The organism is Methanimicrococcus hacksteinii, from assembly GCF_032714515.1.
In the GTDB taxonomy this organism is placed as follows: domain Archaea; phylum Halobacteriota; class Methanosarcinia; order Methanosarcinales; family Methanosarcinaceae; genus Methanimicrococcus; species Methanimicrococcus hacksteinii.
The window spans coordinates 56,159-75,155 of record NZ_JAWDKC010000011.1; the positions used below are offsets into that span (position 1 = coordinate 56,159).

At 44.3% G+C, this 18,997-nt stretch carries 16 protein-coding genes and 1 pseudogene; 8 read left to right on the forward strand and 9 right to left on the reverse strand.

Annotated features, from left to right (window positions below; translation table 11 throughout):
- Window positions 1-876: 876 nt before the first annotated feature.
- Window positions 877-2,130 (forward strand): NAD(P)/FAD-dependent oxidoreductase, encoded by a 1,254-nt coding sequence (locus MmiAt1_RS02320; protein ID WP_318785290.1) that lies wholly within the window; start codon window positions 877-879, stop codon window positions 2,128-2,130.
- A gap of 202 nt (window positions 2,131-2,332) precedes the next feature.
- Here MmiAt1_RS02320 and MmiAt1_RS02325 read toward each other — a convergent pair whose 3' ends face one another.
- From MmiAt1_RS02325 to MmiAt1_RS02345, 5 genes are all read right to left on the reverse strand, one after another.
- Window positions 2,333-2,662, reverse strand: a complete 330-nt coding sequence (locus MmiAt1_RS02325; protein WP_318785291.1) for a hypothetical protein — start codon at window positions 2,660-2,662, stop codon at window positions 2,333-2,335.
- 18 nt (window positions 2,663-2,680) lie between these two features.
- On the reverse strand, window positions 2,681-3,469 hold the full coding sequence (locus tag MmiAt1_RS02330; RefSeq protein ID WP_318785292.1) for a transglutaminase-like domain-containing protein: 789 nt from the start codon (window positions 3,467-3,469) through the stop codon (window positions 2,681-2,683).
- Window positions 3,470-3,734: 265 nt separating this feature from the next.
- Entirely contained in the window at window positions 3,735-4,832 is a 1,098-nt protein-coding gene (locus MmiAt1_RS02335) for a hypothetical protein (RefSeq protein WP_318785293.1), read from the reverse strand.
- Between the two features lie 143 nt (window positions 4,833-4,975).
- On the reverse strand, window positions 4,976-6,256 hold the full coding sequence (locus MmiAt1_RS02340; RefSeq protein WP_318785294.1) for an Nre family DNA repair protein: 1,281 nt from the start codon (window positions 6,254-6,256) through the stop codon (window positions 4,976-4,978).
- A 140-nt stretch (window positions 6,257-6,396) separates the two neighbouring features.
- Window positions 6,397-6,639, reverse strand: a complete 243-nt coding sequence (locus MmiAt1_RS02345; protein WP_318785295.1) for a transcriptional regulator — start codon at window positions 6,637-6,639, stop codon at window positions 6,397-6,399.
- Between the two features lie 490 nt (window positions 6,640-7,129).
- Here MmiAt1_RS02345 and yciH point away from each other — a divergent pair, with 490 nt between their 5' ends.
- Window positions 7,130-7,438 carry a stress response translation initiation inhibitor YciH gene (yciH, locus tag MmiAt1_RS02350; RefSeq protein ID WP_316559669.1) on the forward strand — a complete coding sequence of 103 codons (309 nt, stop codon included), beginning with the start codon at window positions 7,130-7,132 and terminating at the stop codon, window positions 7,436-7,438.
- Between the two features lie 132 nt (window positions 7,439-7,570).
- On the opposite strand, the gene MmiAt1_RS02355 is transcribed toward yciH, so the two are convergent.
- From MmiAt1_RS02355 to MmiAt1_RS02370, 4 genes are all read right to left on the reverse strand, one after another.
- On the reverse strand, window positions 7,571-7,813 hold the full coding sequence (locus tag MmiAt1_RS02355; protein ID WP_318785296.1) for a hypothetical protein: 243 nt from the start codon (window positions 7,811-7,813) through the stop codon (window positions 7,571-7,573).
- 8 nt (window positions 7,814-7,821) lie between these two features.
- Entirely contained in the window at window positions 7,822-8,598 is a 777-nt protein-coding gene (locus MmiAt1_RS02360; protein WP_318785297.1) for a nucleotidyltransferase domain-containing protein, read from the reverse strand.
- Between the two features lie 45 nt (window positions 8,599-8,643).
- Window positions 8,644-8,922 (reverse strand): hypothetical protein, encoded by a 279-nt coding sequence (locus tag MmiAt1_RS02365; protein ID WP_318785298.1) that lies wholly within the window; start codon window positions 8,920-8,922, stop codon window positions 8,644-8,646.
- Window positions 8,923-8,997: 75 nt separating this feature from the next.
- Window positions 8,998-10,470 carry a DHH family phosphoesterase gene (locus MmiAt1_RS02370; protein ID WP_318785299.1) on the reverse strand — a complete coding sequence of 491 codons (1,473 nt, stop codon included), beginning with the start codon at window positions 10,468-10,470 and terminating at the stop codon, window positions 8,998-9,000.
- Window positions 10,471-11,123: 653 nt separating this feature from the next.
- On the opposite strand from MmiAt1_RS02370, the gene MmiAt1_RS02375 reads away from it, so the two are divergent.
- From MmiAt1_RS02375 to MmiAt1_RS02400, 6 genes and pseudogenes are all read left to right on the forward strand, one after another.
- Window positions 11,124-12,065 (forward strand): NAD(P)H-hydrate epimerase, encoded by a 942-nt coding sequence (locus MmiAt1_RS02375; protein WP_318785300.1) that lies wholly within the window; start codon window positions 11,124-11,126, stop codon window positions 12,063-12,065.
- Between the two features lie 12 nt (window positions 12,066-12,077).
- Window positions 12,078-12,887: pseudogene (locus MmiAt1_RS02380) on the forward strand (NAD(P)H-hydrate dehydratase); the annotation flags it as partial.
- Window positions 12,888-13,175: 288 nt separating this feature from the next.
- On the forward strand, window positions 13,176-14,033 hold the full coding sequence (locus MmiAt1_RS02385) for a ribose-phosphate diphosphokinase (RefSeq protein ID WP_318785448.1): 858 nt from the start codon (window positions 13,176-13,178) through the stop codon (window positions 14,031-14,033).
- A 363-nt stretch (window positions 14,034-14,396) separates the two neighbouring features.
- Window positions 14,397-16,502: a coiled-coil domain-containing protein gene (locus tag MmiAt1_RS02390; RefSeq protein ID WP_318785301.1), complete on the forward strand. Its 2,106-nt coding sequence runs from the start codon at window positions 14,397-14,399 to the stop codon at window positions 16,500-16,502.
- A 166-nt stretch (window positions 16,503-16,668) separates the two neighbouring features.
- Window positions 16,669-17,472: a TPD domain-containing protein gene (locus tag MmiAt1_RS02395; protein ID WP_318785302.1), complete on the forward strand. Its 804-nt coding sequence runs from the start codon at window positions 16,669-16,671 to the stop codon at window positions 17,470-17,472.
- A 247-nt stretch (window positions 17,473-17,719) separates the two neighbouring features.
- A complete protein-coding gene (locus tag MmiAt1_RS02400; protein WP_318785303.1) occupies window positions 17,720-18,901 on the forward strand; it encodes a cysteine desulfurase in 1,182 nt (393 codons plus the stop codon).
- Window positions 18,902-18,997 lie beyond the last annotated feature (96 nt).

Below are 18,997 nucleotides of genomic sequence, written 5' to 3' on the forward strand. Positions count from 1 at the left end.
AATGAGAATTTTACGCAAAACTTGTACTTCAAATAATACCGACTCGCCCGTCGGGCGGAAATAAGCAATAGCGGCAGAATGCCTGGAAATTATTGCCGTGGCTGCCGGCATAAAACCGGCAAATCAATAACATTACGAAGAACAGGGTTTTTGAAATAACGCTGTTTCTGTCACGGCCGGAATGAAACAAAGAAAAGTCATAATCGAAATGATAAGTATTCTCTTAAATTTACTCGGAATCGGCCGAACTTTCCGGAGTTGTGTCCCTTATTTATTGGAAATGTATCGTAATACATGTGAAGAGAATCTGTTCCGGATTAAGATTCACTACAATAGTTTCCCCCTATATGAATCTTTCTTAAGTGAAAGTCTGAATACGAATGTCTTAGCATAGAAACCTTTACAGGATGCCGTTTTGCAGGAGCCGTTTGTTCCCGCGTTCTCGATGCTGCGGTCCCTTTCGCGCGCGGGCCTGACATCTTTTTAAATGAATCTGAAATGAAATTTCTGTTTTCTTTGTTTTCAAGCGAAAATCCGATCCGGCCAAAAAATGAAAAATAATTCAATACGCGAAGCAAAGATTTTATTCATTCGGAACATTCAGTGGTTTCGGTTAAAATAATTTCAGGGGAATTCAAAACGAAAAATCCAATAAATTAAAATTATCATTGAAAAACGTCATTGAAAGCATCATTGAAATTGTCAATGAAAATATCATTGAAGTTGTCAATGAAAACATCATTGAAAATGTCAATGAAAAATCAAAAAATTGATGAATCAATGAAAAATCAATGAAAAACGCTACTGAATCCGATTCAAATTCAAATCTCTCGGGCGCAATAAAAGCAGGCCTTAGAGACCTTACGGAGTTTAAAAATGTCATTTCCTTTGTCCAAGAAAAATTTCGATGTCGTCGTTGTCGGCGCAGGCCCGGCCGGATCCATGGCTGCAAAATATGCAGCGCTCGGCGGTGTAGATGTTTTGTTTATTGACCGAAAGCGCGAGATCGGAACGCCCGTTCAGTGCGCGGGTTTTACGCCGGAAGCTTCTGAAATTGAAAATTTAATTCCCGGAATGACATTGCCGCGGGAAATGAAGAAAATTCCCAAACACTGCATCCGCGCCAAAACAAAAACGCAAAGACTTTACAGCCCGGACTTGAAAATCAAAGAATTCGATGTCAGCGGCTATGTCTTAGACCGCCATCTGTTTGACGCGGAACTTGCCGAGCAGGCGACTTTTGAAGGCGCCGAACTGCTTTGCGGCACCTCTGTCCGCTCAGTTCTTTCGGGATCCACCAAATACACCGTTCGCCTCAGCGGCGTTTTCGGAAAAACGGATGTGACAACGAAAGTCATCATCGGCGCCGACGGCCCGAGTTCTTTTATCGGAAAAACATTCGGCCTGACGCACGGCGGCGGTGACGAATCCGATTCCGACGCCGCGCCGAATCCCGCGGGATATGAAAGAGGCATCGGCTTTGAATACAGAATGACGGATGTTGATATTGACACCGACTCTTTGGAGATGTTTTTCGGAAACAAATACGTTCCCGGCGGATACATTTGGATTTTCCCCGAAGGCGAAGGCAAAGCAAATGTCGGAATCGGCCTCAGACATTCTTTGTGCACGGAAAATCTGTCCGCGCGCGATTTCTTAAACCGTTTTATGCAGGAGCATCCGATTGCCGCAGAAAAACTGAAAGGCGGAAAAATCGTCTCCGTTCACGGCGGCGTTATTCCCGTCTCGGGCGCCCCAAGCAGGACTGCAACGAATTCCGTTATGGTTGCCGGAGATGCTGCCGGACACGTCATGGCCACCAACGGCGGCGGCATTCCGTTTGCCGCAGCGGCCGGAAAAATTGCCGGCGACGTTGCCGCAGAAGCCGTTCTGGATGAAAAATGCGGCCGAGGATTGTCGGTCGCCTCTTACGAGCAGCGCTGGCGATCCGAATTCGGAGACGCGCTGGATGCTTCGGTTCAGGCAAGAAAATTAATGGATAAATTCTTAGTTTCGGATAAGCGGATTAACGCTGCTTTCCGCCTTTTGCCGGCGGATAAACTCAAAGAAATGCAGTGCGGAAATATTTCGCCTTCCGTGAAAAAAGGATTGAGTCTGCTTTTGAAATGAGTTCGTTTCATTTCAAAAACATTTTACTTTTTATTTTTTCAAAAAAACTTTTTTGCTTTATTTTTCCAAAAAAAACTTTTTTGCTTTATTTTTTCAAAAAAAACTTTTTTGCTTTATTTTTTTCAAAAAACATTTTTACTTTTATTTTTTCAAAAATTTTGTCCGAACTTTCTGAAATTCGTTTCGTCTCTTCATTTTTTATTTATCTTAAATAAAATCCGGGAATCATAAATGATTCAAAATTTTCCCCGCCGATGATGTAATAAACAGAGCCGCTGCCGTGGGGAACTTTAAACTCGAAATCGACGGATTTTCGCCCGTCTTCGGAAACGTTTCCGGCATAAACGGTTTGATTTTGGAGCAACGTTTCGGATGCGTAAATAATCGGATAAACCGTAATTGTCATGTTTCTTCCGATGCCCGGCCCTTCGTTTTCAAAGATGCAGCGCGCTGTATAATATGAAAATAATTCATCCTCTTCCGTTTTTTGATAAAAGGCGGAAGCTGCCGAAACGGTCGGCTTTTGAATCATCGGGAATATCTCGCAAAGCTAAGGATTCACCGAATCCGGAACCGTTCCGATGACATGGCCTTGGGATGTCGTTTCAATGTAATAATATTTTGATCCTTCATATTCGTAGTATCGGCCGCTGTAACTTCCGGTGTCTTTGACGCCGAGCGCCATGTGATCGGGCACCAAAATCAAAATCGATTCATATCCGAGTTCGTAAAGGACGGCGGCCGCCAATATGACCGAATCTTCGCAGTCTCCGGTTCCGTCGACAAGTGTTTCCACGGGGTACCGCGGATAATCTTCTTTTCCTGTTGTTTCAATATCGGTCGTATATGAAATGGATTGAACGAATGCAATTACGTTTTCCGTGATTTCTTTTTCGGAATGATTGTTCAGCCGGCCGTATTCTTTGAAATAATCGGCAATCTCGCGCATGATGAGCCGGTCGTATTCGGAAAGCGCATATTGGTTGTAATCGTCCCGCTCATGCGTTTTATTGACATAATACTCGTAAAGTTCGGTCGGCCCGGAATACGTGTATGTGTGCGTTTCTCCGTTGTAATACCATTCAAAAGAGCGGGCGGTGCCGGCAGGGTGTATGTCCGGAACTTTGGACAGCGACGCAATCGGAGCGGCTGCTTTAGATTCCATAATTAAAAAATGATTGAGATGAAATTCTTCGGCCGAATATTCAAAACCCGGCACATTCTCTCCGTCGGCCGAATGAGCGTATATGATATAAGCCGAAAACAATGTCAAAGACAGCATCAGGCAAGCTGCCAGCGTGCCGTAAAGCAGAACCCTGTGAAATTGCGGACGAACCACGAAAATACCCCGAACTAAATCTTTTTTTAAGGATTATAAAACTATCTGAAATAAAATTATTTGAATGAAATCGTTTGAATAAAATCATTAAATGAAATCATTAAATGAAATGTTTGAAATAAAATTATTTGAATGAAATCGTTTGAATAAAATCATTAAATGAAATATTTGAAAATAAAAACAGAAAATAAAAATTATTCAATGAAACCGATTCAAAAAATGATTTGGTTTGAATTTGATTTCTTTTTTGATTTCTGATTCGAATTCAAACGCGGCTGAAACTGAAATAAAATCCGGCGGCATCAATCGGGTCAAAATTGTCTCCTTCGACATAAATTGTTGTGTAACCGATATCCCTCGGAACGTATACAATCACTTCAATATCCGCGTTGTAATCTTCGGGAACTTCGCCGATGTGAATCAGCTGGTCCGGCGGATTTTCCGAATTTTGAGCATTTCCGGTCAGTGTTGTTTCAACGCGAAGCGTTACGTTTTTGCCGTTCCCTGATCCGCTGTTTAAAATATTTCCCTGGAGAACATATTTGTAAGAATCGTCGTCGAATCCGATCATATATTGATTCAGCTTTGCGGAAAAGACGGGATTTTGTTCAATCGGATAAATGCCGATCAAAGTCGTATCCGTTTCGGGAGAGATGATGCCGATCTGTGTTTCACCGTCCGCAACGCCGGCGTAATAATAAATCGTATCGTTGTATTTGTAAGATTTTCCGGTGAAATTGCCGCTGTCTTTTAAGCCGACAGCCATGTGATTTTTCAGATGAATTAAAATGCAGTCGATATCAAGCTCGTAAAGGACGGCGGCGGCCAAAATGGCGCGGTCTTCACAGTCTCCGCCTTCCACCAGCGTTTCGGCCGGATATCTGGGATATTCCTCAAAGCCGGTTGTTTCAATATCGTACGTGTAAGGAATGGTGTGAACGAACGAAATCACGTTTAAAGCGATTTCTTCTTCCGAATACCTGTTTTTATCACCGTGGGTCCGAAAAGAGCCGGCCAATTTCTGAACAAGTTCGCGGTCATATTCCGAGACGGCATACTGGCCGTAATCCCGGCGGGTATGGGATTTGTTTTGATAATAGTTGAAAAGTTCGAGCGGAACTTCGGCCGCGTAAGAATATATCTGCCGGTCATAAGACCAAGTGTAAGTGATATTGTACGCTTCTCCCTCGTCGGATAATTTGAACCGTTCGGGATTTGCGCCCGTAATCGGCGGATAAACAATCACAATGTCTCCGTCGGGACTCATTATGTCGCGAACCGTGTAAACGATTGTTTTTTTCACATATTCGGGCGGAACGTAGTGAAAAAGGCATGCGGAAATAATCGCGATGCAGACCGCCATGAATGCAAAATATGTTAAAAGATTGACGAGGGTGCGCTTGGAAATCACAATAACAAATAAACGGAGAAATCTTTAATAAAGATTCCCCAAAAGCAGTGAGGTCAAAAACAGCGGCGACAGTATGGCTGTTTGATGTTTTTGTCTCAATAATCGTAAAACGAATCGATTCTCATTTGAACGGCCTGATTATACAAGAGTTTCGTCTCTTTTTCCCATTCCGGTCTCGGCGTGATCAAACGTTTCGACAAATCCGCCAGCGCTTCTTCTTTTGTTTCAAATTGTTTTTTCGGATTCATAACGGCGTTTCTCGCGGCTTCTCTGACCACCCAGACGCCGAGCGGCGCCCAGTAGCTCGGCCGGATTTCGCGGATTGCAAAAATGAACGCCTGCTTTTTAATGGAATCCAAATATTCTAAAACAGGGAGGCGGGCCGCATAATAGCCGCCGGAAAGGTTGGAATATTGTTTTTTGCCGTAGAAATCTTCGTGATCTTGACCGATGTATGTTTTTTCCCCGTTCCAAACGGATTGCGGCAGCCAGACTTCTAACAGTTCGTACGAAAAACTGCCCGGCAGAAGCAGTATTTCAAAATGGTTGCCGAAGATTTCGCCTGTCAGAAGCGTGATTTCGCGGATGTGCGGGTAATCTTTGATCCGCTTAATCGTTTCTTTGCCGGTCATGTCATCGATTGCGGTAATCGACCAGCGCGTCGGGACAAGTTTTCGGTCGCGCCCGAGAAGGCCGATTGACATCAGGCGCGTCATCTGCTCGTTTGAAACATCTCCTTGGTACATTTCAACGACGGCGTCTTTGGCAAGCGCGTCGGTGTCATAAACGATGCGGTCAACGGCATTGGGAACTTTCGGGTTTTCCGTGATGTTGAAGTTTTTCACTTGTCCGGAAGGTCCCATCGGCATCATCATGCTGTCGAATTTCAAATCCGAAATAATGGGTTTTTTAAACCACGCCTCGGTATCGATCGGCTTTGCCGACAGCGCCAGTTCCTGCGCTTTCATCAAAAGCGGATTGTCCGTTTTGGCATCCGACGGTTTAAAAGTCGTATTCGCGCGAACCAGCGCCGTCCGCATGGCAATGACATCCTGCATCTGAAGGTCGTGCCACAAGCGCGAATCTTCCATAAATCCCGGATTTTTAACCACTTTTTCGCGCAGAATTTCAGACGCTTCTCCGAATTCCAGCTCGGGCAAATCTGCCGACGGCGGAATCAAAGGACCGGCAGACAAACTCGGATAATTGTAGCTGCCGACAAAAACAGATGGCGGAGACGGGCCGAATACGGATGTTTTATCGGAAAGCGCTTTTGTCACCCGGCTGTTGTTCTTGAACCGCTCTAAAGTCGGACAGTACGGGCGGCCGCAAAGTCCCTTTCCCTTACAGCGCATGCAAAGTCCTTCCGTCGGCATTTTTGTCTCCTTCGTTTTGTGTTCCGTTTGGTTTTAATTTCGTTTTGAGTTTTTTTTGATTTTTGTTTTGAGCACTTTTTTTTGATTTTTGTTTTAAGCGCTTTGTTTTGAGCTTTGTCTTATCTTGAAAATGTGAATGCTTAAAGTGCTCTGATGTAATCGATAATAATTTTTCCGTCGGCGGTTAAATCAATTTTGCCGTCTTCTGTTTTTTGAACCAGGCCGCTTGCCTCAAGTTCTTCAATAATTTTGCCGGTTGCGGCGGGAATCAGGCGGGCGATTTTTGCAATTCTTTGCGGATCTGATGCGCCTTTTGATTCCAAAATTTCCAAAACTTTCCGGCGGTTGACATTTCCGTTGACGAATCCTGCGAGTTCTTCCATAACTTTAAGCTCCTGCAATCTTTTTTAATATTTTTAATTGTTCAGATAAACAATCAGAAATTGGTTTGAATGATATTATAATTTTGCTTCGTCTTTTTCCGATTTTTAGATTTTGCTTTCCGCTCTTTTTTCCGCTCTTTTATATTTTACTTTCTGCTCTTTTATGTTTTGTTTTCTGCTCTTTTATGTTTTACCTTTCGTTTTTTTATGTTTTGCCTTCCGCTCTTTTGTTTTTTCAGAAATCAGCGTCCTTTCTTTTCCGGTTTTGTTTATTAATTTTTCGAAAAAACATAAAGGACATAAGTATTAATACCAAAAAAGCAAATATGACATATCGGAAATTATTGGACCGTTTTTAATTTCCGTGAATCGCCGGCGGATTTTTCCGTTGCCGATTTTAATAATTATTCAAAAAATTAAATCAAAAATAAAAAAGTGATCTCAAATCACGCCGTTAATAACTTGAAAGTTATGGAGGATTTATTTAAAAATGAGTACAGGAATGTGTCCGGTATGCGGTTTACCCGAAGAGTTGTGCATTTGTGAAGAAGTCGCAAAAGAGCAGCAAAGAATTACCGTTAAAGTCAACAGAAGAAGATATGGAAAAGAAGTGACAATTGTCGAAGGGTTAGATCCCGCCGAAATCGATGTCCATGATTTGGCGACCTACCTGAAGTCAAAATTTGCCTGCGGCGGAACCATTCGCGACAGTTCGATTGAACTCCAAGGCAACCATCTCGGACGCATGAAAGATGTGCTGATCCAACGCGGGTTCAGCGCGGATCAAATTAAAGATTAAACAAACAGGAATCATCCGATTCCCGTTCCTTTTACTTTTCTTTATTCTCAAAAATGATAAGCCGAAGGCTTAAAAAATCGTACCGTTTTGTTTTTATTTTCAAAAACAGGGTGCGTTTTTTAAAAATTTCAATCATTCCGGCAGCTCGCGCGCGGCGGGGCGAACGGATGCGGTAAGGCAGCCGCAGCAAACGGAATCGGTAAGGTAGCAGTTCTCCCGTTCGCGCAGCGAACGGCTGCTTAAAAAAATGCAGATGCAAGCGGCAACAGTACAAATGTAAGCGGCAACGCAGATGCGAGCAGCAACATAAAATGCAGATGCAAGCAACAGCACAGATGCAAACAGAAACAGTACAGATGCAAACAGAAACAACACAGAATTATTCATCTGTTAAATTTTAATTCTTCCAAAAGCGACAGCGATATCATCCATTCATCTTCCGCTTCCCGTGTTGTGCCGATCACAAGCCTTTTTTTATTGCCGATCACTTCCACGATTCCGCGCGCCCGGACCTTTTCGCCTTTCAGCGCCTGTCCCGCGTAAGTGTGTGTGTAGCTGTAAATTTCAGCAATCTCATCGTGATCAATTAAATAAACGGCAGGACTGTCAAAAGCAAAATCATCGTTTGTAACTGTTGCTTCAATGATTGTTTTTTCAGTATCTTTTCCGCGCCGAATCGGCTCTTGAATCTGATCTTTTGAACGGGCAAAAAGCAAATCAAAATAGAATTTCTCCCCGCTGCTGCCGGTAATCATGCCGCGGTTTCCCTTTCGGATTTCATGAGCGAAGAAAATATCAAATGAAAACGGCGATTTTCTTTTTTTGTAAACCGTTTTCCACATGGCTTCGTCCAATTCGGAAATTTCATATTCGGTTTTTTCAGAATTTTCAAAATAGTGTGTTTCTGTTTTGATTTCATTTTTCATTTTATTTTTTGTTTCTTTTTTCATTTTATTTTTTGTTTCTTTTTTCATTTTCGCCAGCTTGTCCCGCGCCGTAAACCAGGTTTTGCCGTAAACCAAAAAGTCGATGTCTGATTCTTCATTTTCAAGACCCGCAAGAATTGATCCTGAAATGCCCGTCTCATTCTCGGAAATGCCGGCTTCTTTAAACCGCCTGACTAATTCAAAAGCGGCGGGGTGCCGTCTTTTCCCGCTCATAATATCCGAAACCGCGTCACTGGGCTTTAAAATTTCAGCAATTTCCTAACGCGGAACAACGGCAACTTCACCCGTCCAATCCGGATGATGCGCCTTCAAGTAATCGAAAGATTCTTCAAAACCGGCTTTCCGATATTTCCGTCCGGTCGATTTTCGGATGCGCGGGCCGTTTTCATCCGGTATGTATCTCAAAATCGAGCGGATGCCCTCCGGAGGATGAAAATAATCGGGAACCGAAAAAATGAGTCCGTCTTTTGTAACAAAAAAATCACGCAGAACCGGGTCTTCGAATTTGTCTGCAGAGTCGTTTTGATTCGTCGCCATTCTTAAAACCAAAATTAAAAAAGAAACAGAAAATCCGAAGATTTCTGTTTTATTCGTCGCATGTTTTGTTTTATTTTAAATGTCGGCCATTCCGTCTTCGTCGGCGCCGATTGCGCTTAAGAAGCGTTTGACAACGGATTCTTCAACAAGTTTTTGAAGAATCTGCTTGTCTTTGGCAGAGCTGAAAACGCCGAGCGGAATCTTGGCGCCGGCCGCTGTCGGATGACCGCCCGCATTGTCGCCGAATGCTTCGCGCATCACATCGCCCAAATGGACGCGGATGTCTTCGTTTCGGGCCGAGACGTAAATGCTGTCATCCATGATGCCGAAAACAACAACCGTGGAAATGCCTTCCATCGTCAGCAGATAATCGGCTGCCTGCGGAAGTGTGTCTCTGTTCCGGATTGTTCCGACATTGGACAGCAGAATCGTGCCGTATACTTCTCTGTTGCGGATGGCTTCGCTGAGAATGTCCAGCGTTTCAACGGACATGGACGGCGTTTCAACCTGCGTCAGCAAATCGTGGTCGGACAGCGGGTGAAGGAAAGAGGCCGCGGCAAAGTCTGCGGACGTTGTGTTTCTTCTGAAATCATTTGTATCCGTTCGGATGCCGAAAAGAAGGGCGGTTGCCAATTCCTTTGAGACCGGAATGTCCATCTGCTGCAGATACTTCGTCATAATCGTTGCGGAAGCGCCGACATTTGTTCGGACGTCAATGAAATCGGCCGACGGCTCGATGTCGGCATAAGAATGATGGTCGATAATGATGCCGATCGGCTGGTCTGCGGGAACGGAATTGTTAATTGACGGGATGGAATTGTCAACCAGCGCCAGCGAATCATAGGTGTCGTAAATCTCGGGTCCCGGGATTTTAATCATCGGGATCGCCAGTAAATTGATAAAAGCTTTGTTTTCATGGTGACCGACTTTTCCGTCGTACAAAATGTCGGCTTTGATATCATATTTCTTTGTAATTTCCGTCAAGGCGTACGCGCTTGAAATCGCGTCAGGGTCCGGGTTGTCGTGCAAAACGATTCCGAGCGATGTGCCGCGGTGTTCGTCCAGCCACTGCGCCAAACGGTTGCCGATGTGTTTGGTTTCAATCAAATCCAAATATTCCGTGATTGTTTTTGACACAATCTGAGGCGGAACAAAAACATATCCGGATCCGGCGCCCATCATTTCTTCTTTCTTTAATGTGTCGGACGCGCGGGAAATAATTTTAACACTGTCGGGAACGACGGCTTTAAAGTTTGCCACCGCTTTTGTATTGGCATCGTCATTGGAGCTGAGCGCGGCCACGCAGATTAAATTGCGCGTGTCAATGACATTGTAAAGGTCAGGGTCGGAAATGTCTCCGATCAGCGCGTTAAAGCCTTCCTGGCGAAGCGTTTCAACACGCGTTTTATCAACGTCGATAATCGTGATTTCCTTTTCGGATTTGCGCAGTTCTTTTGCGACGGCAAAGCCGATAATTCCGCCGCCCAGGATTAAAAACTCGGGTCGGGGTTTTTTGACGCTTTCGACATTTTTCTGAGAGGGATTCATAAAGATCACCTTTTCTTTTTAACAGATAGATAACAAACAATAACAGACAGAACGGTTTGTTTAATCGGGTAAGATTGTTTCACCGGCGTAAGTTTGTTTCACAGAATGTATAAAATGGTTTATTTGATAAGCTGAAATTCAAAAATTTATTTTTTTGTCGGAATGCTGCTTTGTTTTTATGAGAAAAATAACGTGTTTGCCGCTTTTTGGTTTATGGTATTTTTGCCCGCGGTTTAATGGTATTTTACCGCCGGTTTAATGATATTTTATACCCGCATAAAAGCTGTCAACAAAGCCGTGCATTTTTTGTTTATCATGATTTCGTTCATTCATTCAAATGATTTGCTTCATTCTTTTTATTCCGCGCTTTTTTCTTATTTAGACTGCGCGGGAAATTGTATATCATGAATTTGTCATCATATATTTAAAGCCATTCATTTTCCGAGGCGCATTTTCCTATTTTTGTTTCAAACCGTTTGGCAGCAGTTCTTAAAAAAGCATCTGCCGCCTTTAAGCAACCTTCAAATAAATTCAATGAAAATATAAAATAATTATAAATTGTTTATTTATTTGTAAATTATTTACACAAATTTATTTACACAAATCGTGCAGCTTTTTGAAATTACTTTGATTCCGGCAAGGAGGCCGATAATTTGAGGCAAAAAACAATTACAGCAGATGAAATGAAAGCCGTCGATAAAAATGCGTCCGATATCGGTATGACGCCTCTTCAGCTGATGGAAAACGCGGGGCATGCCGTCGCTGATGCAGTTTTAAAGCTAAATCTGGAATTTAATCCCGAACTTAATCCTGAAAGTTCTCTCGTCCTTTTTTTCGCCGGTCACGGCAACAACGGCGGCGACGCCTTTGTTGCCGCCCGGCATTTGGCGGACAAAAATATCCGGTCCGTTGTTTTTCTGCTCGGAAACAGCTGCCGGATCAAAACCGAAGAGTCTCAAATCAATTTCCGGCTTTTGAAACAAACAAGTTTGATTACTGTTTTTGAAATTCAAAGTGAATCGGAACTCTCTGAAACTTTTAATTCTTTCGATTCAAACGGCGCGGACGGAATAGACAAAACGGACGGAACAAACAGAACAGACGGAACAAACAGAACAGACGGAACAAACAGAACAGACGGAGCAGGCAGCTCAAACGTCGGTTTTTCCGTCATCGTTGACGGCATTTTCGGAACCGGATTTTCGGGAGAGCCTAAAGGTTTGGAAAAAGCGGCGATTCATTTGATCCGTTCCGAAAAACAGGCCCGGCCCGATTTGAAAGTTCTTTCCATTGATATTCCTTCAGGCATGCCGGTAACGGGTGCCGCGCCGATTGACGGGGCGGCCGTCATTGCAGATTCGACGGTGACCTTTCACAAAATGAAAACATTTCTTGAAACCGAAACGGCCGCCGAATTTGCCGGAGAAGTTTTTGTTTATCCTATCGGCATTCCCGAAAACGCGGAAAAATATGTCGGCACGGGCGAATTATCTTTGCTGTATAAACGAAAATCAGACAGCAAAAAAGGTGACAGCGGTAGAGTTTTAGTCATTGCGGGCGGTCCGTATTCGGGAGCGCCGGGACTTGCCGGATAGGGCGCGCTTCGGGCCGGCGCCGATGTTGTAACGATTGCCGCCCCGGCGAGCATTTACGAGCCGGTCGCTTCATTTGCACCAGAACTGATTGTCAAAAAAATGTCGGGAGAATTTTTGTCCGAACAAGATGTTCCGATGCTGATTCCGTTGGTTCAGTCCTGCGATTGCGTCGTGTTCGGTCCCGGTTTCGGCAGCAATCCCGAGTCCCTGTCGGCAGCGGCTCAATTGATTCCTTATTTTAAGAAAGCCGTTATTGACGCCGACGCGCTTCGGCCCGAAATCTTTGACGCTTTGATTCAATTCAATCAATCGAATGCTTCTTCAAAACCTTTGGAAATTGTTTTAACACCGCATTATCATGAATTGACGCGAACGGCTTCTTATTTCGGAATCAATCTGCCCGGGAGCCGAAAAGAATTGTTACCCGATGAACTTGAATCCGCCGCTTTGGAAATCAGCGAAAAACTCGGTGCCGCCGTTCTTGTCAAAGGGCGGGAGGATTTGATTGCAAACGCCGGCATTGTGCGTTACAATGCGACCGGCAATGCGGGCATGTCGGTCGGCGGAACCGGTGACGTTTTGGCCGGCATTACGGGCGGTCTTCTTGCAAAGAACAGTGCGGCGGCTGCGGCCTGCTGCGGCGCTTATGTCTGCGGCAAAGCGGGCGATTCGGCGTCTGAAGAAAAAGGCGATTCTTTAATCCCCGCCGATATTCTGGATAAGGTGCCGCTTGTTTTTATCGGCGAAGTTGATTCGAAAACAAAAAAAGAAGCAAAAAAAGGAAACGAAAAAGGAAACAAAAAAGAAATCAAAAAAACGTAAATCCGGTCCCCGGTAATTATACCTTATAAATGAAACTCCCGTTTCGATTGATTTTTTGAAACTGGTGCGGTTCGCGCGCGGCAGCCGACAGCAGCAGCAACAAAAGCAGCAACAACAGAAATATTCTTGCCCCAAATTCCGGAAAATCCCTGAAAATAAAATCCGCCGAAAACATTTTTATGAAACGTTTCTTTTTACAATTTACATTCTGAATTTAGAATTTTTAGAACTATTAGGATTATTAAAATCATTAGAATTGATATTTCACAATTTAACGAGGTTATGACATTGAAAATTATCGGCGGCCCGTCTTCTCAAGCCCTTGCCTGCCGCGTTGCGGCGGAATTGAACATTAAACCGACAATCACAGATTTCATTCGCTTTCCCGACAATGAACAGTATGTTCAGATTAAAGAGGATGTCGCGGGCGCGGATGTTGTTTTGATTCAAAGCACGACAACGGATTCGGATTTGGTTGCGCTTCTGCAGCTTTTGGATGCCTGCGAATCCGCTAAAGCGATTACGGTTGTCATCCCGTACATGGGCTATGCGCGTCAGGATAAAAAATTCAAGGACGGGGAAGCAATCAGCGCCCGCGCCATGGCAAGAGCCGTAACGGCTTCGAATTTAAAGAAAATTTATACGATTAATCTTCACGAAAAGAGCATTTCCAATTACTTTACGTGTCCGGCGGAAGATTTGGACGCTTCCAAGCTGATTGCCGGATATGTCGACGGGCTGGGCCTTGAACGCCCGCTTTTGATTGCGCCCGACAAAGGTGTTCGCGACATGGTTGAAAACATGGCCGACGGACTTTCTTTAGACTGGGATGTTTTTGACAAAACGCGCCTTGCCGGCGATCAAGTCGTGATGGCGGACAAACAAATGGATATTGCCGGCCGCGACGTTATTATTGTGGACGACATGATTGCAACGGGCGGCACGATGGCCGAAGCCGTCAGCATCTTGGAAAAGAACGGCGCACGCGATGTTTACGTTGCCTGTATCCACCCGGTTCTGACGCGCAATGCGGTTCTCAGACTTTCCAATGCGGGCGTTAAAGACATCATCGGAACGGACACGATTGAAAAAGTCCAGAGTCGTATCAGCACGGCGCCGATTATTGCCGATGCGCTGAAAAAGTAAGCGCATTCCTTTCATTTTCATTTTTATTTTTTCAATCTTCTTTCATTTCATTTTTTCTTTCTTTCGTTTACGTTCTTCATTTCTTCGTTACGTTTTTCATCTTTCTCGTTTCATTTTTCATTCATTTTTCATTCATTTTTCATTCATTTTTCATTCGTTTTTCATTCGTTTTTCATTCGTCTCATTTCTTTTTTTCATTTTTTCGTTTCAATCTTTTCTGTGTTTTTCATTTTCTTTTTTGGTTTAACTTTCTTCAATTTTTATTTATTTCTCTTCGTTGTCTTTCTGTCTGAAACAACTTCCTGTCGGCATGTTTTCGGCTCGGCAGGAACTTTTATATTTTTACAAAAGTATCTCAAATGCATGAAAGATTCAAAGTTTCGCCGCATTTTCGGATCCTCTGACACAAAGGATTCTCATTATCAGGATTATTCCGCTCTTCCGACCGATTCCAAGGGTTCTCCAAAAGCCGATTCCGGCAACGAATCGGAACGCTTTTTTATGTCTGTTCAGCGGGACGAATTGACATCGGTCAAGAAGGCTTATGTCGAGTCTTCCCGAACAAAACCCGACGCGCCTTTCGAACGGTATCAGCCGAAAGGAATGTATTTCGATTCCGACTCCAAAGTGGTCGATGATTATGCTTCCCGCACCGATTGGCGCGAACGCATTCAAAAAGCGGTTGCCGAATCGGAGTCCAAAAACAAGCCCGTCTCCAAAGAACCGGCACCGTGGCCTGAAGCGCCGCACGATTCGAAACAGCCGGCCGTTTCTCGGGAACGGTTTTTTGAGAAACTCATTCCGGACACTTCCGATGACGAAGTTTTATGGGAAATCGATGAACTGATTACTTCTCAAAAAACGGTTTCCGTTTCAAAACCCGAAGACGAACGCCGCCCCGCATTTGAATCCGAGGGAAAAAGTGTTGTCCGCGCCGAAGCATATACGGCATGGCTTGCCGAAAGAAATTCCAAAATCAAAGGTGAAGAACAGGAATTAATTCAAGCGGCAGCACTTAAACAGAAAAGAATGAAACGTGCCGAAGCGCACAATTTATGGCTGTCCGAGCGCGACGAACGCCTCGCCGCCGCCGATGCGTGTCTGAAATCCGCTGTTTTTTCCCGCCTGGCCAAACAGAAACGTTCCGAAGCATATGATCTGTGGCTTGCCGAACGCGAGGAGCGTCTCGCCGCCGCCGATGCGTGTCTGAAATCCGCTGTTTTTGCCCGTCTGGCCAAACAGAAGCGCGCCGAAGCACACGATTTATGGCTTACCGAGCGCGAGGAGCGTCTGGCCGCTGCCGATGCGTGTTTGCAGTCTGCCGTTTTTGCTCGTCTGGCCAAACAGAAGCGCGCCGAAGCACACGATTTGTGGCTTGCCGAGCGCGAAGAACGCCTGGCTGTTGCCGATGCGTGTTTGCAGTCCGCCGTTTTTGCCCGCCTGGCCAAACAGAAACGTTCCGAAGCATATGATCTGTGGTTCTCCGAGCGCGAAGAGCGTCTGGCCGCCGAAGATGCACGCTTAAAATCTGATGTTGCCGCCCGCCTGGCTAAGCAGAAACGTTCCGAAGCGTATGATCTGTGGCTGTCCGAACGCGAAGAGCGTCTGGCCGCCGAAGATGCACGCTTAAAGTCTGATGTCGCTGCCCGTCTGGCTAAGCAGAAGCGTTCCGAAGCGTATGATCTGTGGCTTTCCGAGCGCGAAGAACGCCTGGCTACCGAAGACGCGCGCCTGAAGTCGGATGTTGCTGCCCGTCTGGCCAAACAGAAGCGTTCCGAAGCGTATGATCTGTGGCTTTCCGAGCGCGAAGAGCGCCTGGCCGCCGAAGACGCGCGCCTGAAGTCGGATGTCGCTGCCCGCCTGGCCAAACAAAAACGCGCCGAAGCGTATGACTTGTGGCTGTCCGAGCGTGAAGAACGTCTGGCCGCCGAACATTCGGATCTTCTCGAAAGAATCCAAACAAAACCGGTGCCGGAAACCTTTGAATATGAATTCACGGAAGTTGAAACCGAGTTTGAGCCTGTTTTTGATGAAACGGGGGATGATATTTTTGACGCGCCGACTGAGTTTGAAGAAGAGCCCGTCATTGAAATTTATGATGAATCATTGGTGACCGGAGATGAAGTTTTGTCCGGCGGGGAATCGGAAAAGCCGGAAAGCGGTTTTGAAGACGAATCGATTGCCGATACTGTTACCAATGACATTGCCGATTCTATTACCGATGACATTGCCGATGATATTGCCGGTGATATTGCTGATTCTGTTGCCGATTCTATTACTGATGATATTATCGATGTTATTACCGATGATGTTTCAACGGAATATGAATCCGAAGATGAAGCAGAAGATGAAATTGACGAAGCGTATGACAATGATCTTCAAATTTTAATGAATGAAAAGAAAAGTTTGGAACAGCTTCGTTCCAATTCTAAGGCGGAACTTAATTTGGATGATGAATTTGTTGTTTAATTCTTTTTCAATGTATATATAAACAAAATAAAATTCATTCCGCAATAAAAAAATAGTAAAAATCACAATATTTTAATGCAAAAAAACCATTTTCTTTTTTGCATTTAATATTTTGATTTGTTCCGGTCGAATTTCCGGAAAAACAAAAACAGGAGATTTTTTATTTATGGATTCAAAACTGTATCATTTTTTTTATGAATCCCTTCATTCCCACGATGATGTTCAAAAATTGTCTGAAAAATACAATGTTTGCTGCGGAACGCTTTCCAGCATTTTGAATCAAAAAGTCGTCGAGGACGTTAAGAAATCTCATTACCGCTTTAAACGAAAAGAAGACAAGCTGGTGAAAGAATGGAGAGGCGGTCAGTCTTTTTTAACGCTCAGCCGGAAATACAACTATCCGTCAACACTGATTTCCACAATTGTTTTGGAAAATCTTGGTCATTCCAAAAAAGAAATCCGCACTTTTTACAAAAATCCGAAAGCGGCCGAAAATGCCCGGCTTCAGAATGAACTCATCGAATCCTTAAACGCCGATTATTTCTTTTCGCCGCGGGCGCATCAATTGCAGGAAGAAAAAGGACGGATCGGCGAGAACATTATTTCTTTTTGGCTGAAAAAGAAACATTTTGATTTCACCTGTGAAGATGAAATGCGGGCGGAAGGACACGCCGGAAAAACACCCGATTTTCTGCTCCGCAAATCCGTTAAAATCAACGGCCGTGAAATCTGCTGGATTGAAAGCAAAGCGCTTTTCGGCGAACTCAAAGAGCACCGCCATTACGAGAAAAAACAGTTTAAAGAATACGCCGACTGTTTCGGCGAAGGAATTGTTGTTTATTGGTTCGGATTTGAAACCGATATTTTAAACGAAAAAGATGATCGGTATACGATTATTGACTCCGATTTCTTTAAAAAAGATGTTCCCGAACATGTGAATAAATTTTTGGATTATGTGATTTATTGGTAATTTTATTTCCCGTTTTTCATTTGTATTTCTTTTTCCGTTTATTGTTTTTTGTCTTTTTTTGTTTATTGTTTTTGCTTTTTTGTTTATTGTTTCGTTTGTCTTTTTCTGTTTATTGTTTTTTTCTGTTAAATTGTTTCGTTCGTCCTTTCCGTTTTCTTTTATTCTTATTTCGTTTCTTTTTCATCCGATCTCATTTGCATTTTCTCTGACCTCTACCTTTTTTTATTTGAAGCACGTTTTCGTTTTCATGTACGACGTTTATGAAATCCGCAAAGATTTTCCTGTTCTTGAAAAAGTCATTTATTTGGACAGCGGCGCAACGACGCAGACACCCAAACCGGCCGTTGAGGCTATGAATGATTTCTTTTACAATTACGCCGCCAATTACGGCCGCGGTGCCCATCGTTTATCCATTGAGGCAACCAACGCTTTTGAAGACGCCCGCGAAACCGTGGCGGATTTTTTAAATGCGCCGCCTGAAAAAATGATTATGACAAAAAACACGACCGACAGCATCAACATTGTTGCAAACGGATTCGGATTTGAAAGCGGCGATCACATCATTACAACGCTGGCAGAGCATCATTCCAATTTCGTGCCGTGGCTGAAGCAAAAAGAGAAAGGAAACGGTGTTTTGGTTTCCGCCGCGGAAATTGATTCCGAAGGTTTTGTCGATCCCGAAAAAATCGAAGAAATGATTACGGATCAAACGAAAATGATTGCTGTCGGGCATATCTCAAATGTTTTCGGTTCGGTTCAAAATGTTGACAAAATCATTCGAATCGCGCACAAAAACAATATTCCCGTTTTGGTTGACGGGGCGCAGTCGGCGGGGCATATGGAATTGGATTTGAAAGCCTTGGACTGCGACTATTTTGCGGCGGCCGGTCACAAAGGGCTGCTCGGGCCGCAGGGAACCGGTCTTCTTTACATCAAAGACCCCGAAACCGTTCAGCCGACCGTTCTCGGCGGCGGGACGACGAGTGACGCGGATGCCTGCGGGTTTGCGACAAAAGGATCGCCCGAATGTTTTGAAGCGGGAACGCCGAATCTGCCGGGTGTTATCGGTCTCGGCGCCGCCGTTGAGTATCTTCAAAAACTCGGCGTTAAAAATGTTGAAGCGCACGACAATCAGCTGGCAAGAGATGCCGCCAAACGGCTTTCGGAAATCAAAGGCGTTGAAATCTACGGCCCGGAAAACCGCGCCGGCCTGGTTTCTTTCAATGTTGAAGGATTGGAGCCGCACACCGCGGCAATGCGCCTGGATAAATTCAATATTTGTGTCCGAAGCGGTTATCATTGCGCGATTCCCGGAATGAAAGCGCTCGGAATCAACGGATCGTCCAGAGCATCGTTTGCGCTTTACAATACGGAAGAAGAAGTCGATGCATTGGTAAATGCTGTTTCCGAGATCTCAGGACATAATTGATGATTTGGTTAACGAAAAAAAAACAAAAAACAAAAAACAGGTATTTTATTTTGATAAAAAACTTTGATGAAAAGAAAGCTTACGCTTTTCAAATTT